The organism is Roseateles sp. P5_B10 (assembly GCF_056400485.1).
Genome location: NZ_JBFULE010001197.1, coordinates 1 through 1,175 on the forward strand (window position 1 = coordinate 1; position 1,175 = coordinate 1,175).

The 1,175-nt window shown below is 69.8% G+C and carries 1 protein-coding gene and 1 pseudogene; both read left to right on the forward strand.

All coding sequences use genetic code 11. From position 1 onward, the window contains the following. Positions 1-64 precede the first annotated feature (64 nt). Positions 65-835, forward strand: coding sequence for a type III secretion system inner membrane ring lipoprotein SctJ (gene sctJ / locus AC1DU6_RS32055; protein WP_457325725.1), 771 nt, complete (start codon positions 65-67; stop codon positions 833-835). After that, positions 835-1,175 (forward strand): annotated as a pseudogene (locus tag AC1DU6_RS32060) (type III secretion system protein); the annotation flags it as partial. The gene sctJ and the pseudogene AC1DU6_RS32060, both read left to right, overlap by 1 nt.

Here is a 1,175-nt window from a genome sequence, read left to right on the forward strand (position 1 = left end):
ATGCATATGTGCACCGCCCTGGCCAGCGCCTGCAGCAATCAGTTCAACTCGTTGCTGAAGAACAATGGCTAGGCAACTCTGCACTGCCGCGGCCCTGGTCGTGTGCCTCGCCCTTGCCGCCTGCAAGGTCGACCTGTATTCCAACCTCAACGAGCGCGAGGCCAACGAGATGCTGGCCGCGCTGACCTCGGAGAGCATCCCCGCCGAGAAGGAGGCTGCCGAGGGCGGCCTCTGGCAGCTCAAGGTCGAGGAAAGCCGCCTGCCCGCGGCGCTGGACGTGCTGCGCTCGCAGGGGCTGCCGCACGACCGCTACGCCAGCATGGGCGACGTCTTCCAGAAGCAGGGCCTGGTGTCCACGCCGTCGGAAGAGCGCATGCGCTACATCTATGCGGTGTCGCAGGAGCTGTCGCAGACGCTGCGCACCATCGACGGCGTGGTGGCCGCCCGGGTGCATGTGGTGATCCCGGCCAACGACCCGCTGAGCGACAAGCTCAAGCCCTCGTCGGCCGCGGTCTTCATCAAATACCGTGCGGACGTGGACCTGCGGCTGCTGGCGCCGACCGTCAAGGACATGGTGGCGCACAGCATCGAGGGCCTGTCCCACGACCAGGTCTCGCTGTCGCTGGTGGAGGCACGGCGTGCCAGCGGCGCGGCGGCGGCCGCCGATCTGCCAGTGCGCTACGAAGTGGCAGGCCTGTCGCTCGACCGCACGGCAGTCACGCTCGGCGTGCTGCTGCTGGCCGCGGTGGCCTGCCTGATCGCACTGCCCAGCCTGCTGCGCCGCCAGGGCCTGGACTGGCGCACCTGGGCGCGGCGCCAGCTGTTGAAGCGCTGATGCGAACCGTCCAAGCTCCCAGCGAACCGGCGCCAGCGGCGCCTGAGCATGGCCCGTTGGACATGCTGCGCCTGGCGCTGCGCCAGGGCCTGCATCCAGAGGACGGACTGCACCCCAGCTGGCTGCCGCCTGACTGGCCGGTGCGCCACCGCAGCATCTCGCGCCTCGGCCCCGCGGGCCGCGCCGTGCTTGGCCAACTGCTGCGCGCCCGCGGCCTGGCCGACGAGACCGTGGACCTGCAGTTCGATGCCCAGCTCAAGCGCGTGGACCTGATGGACGCCACCTCGCTGCGGCTGCTGGCCATCTACTGTGGCTTCGCGGCGCACAAGCCGCTGTTCGG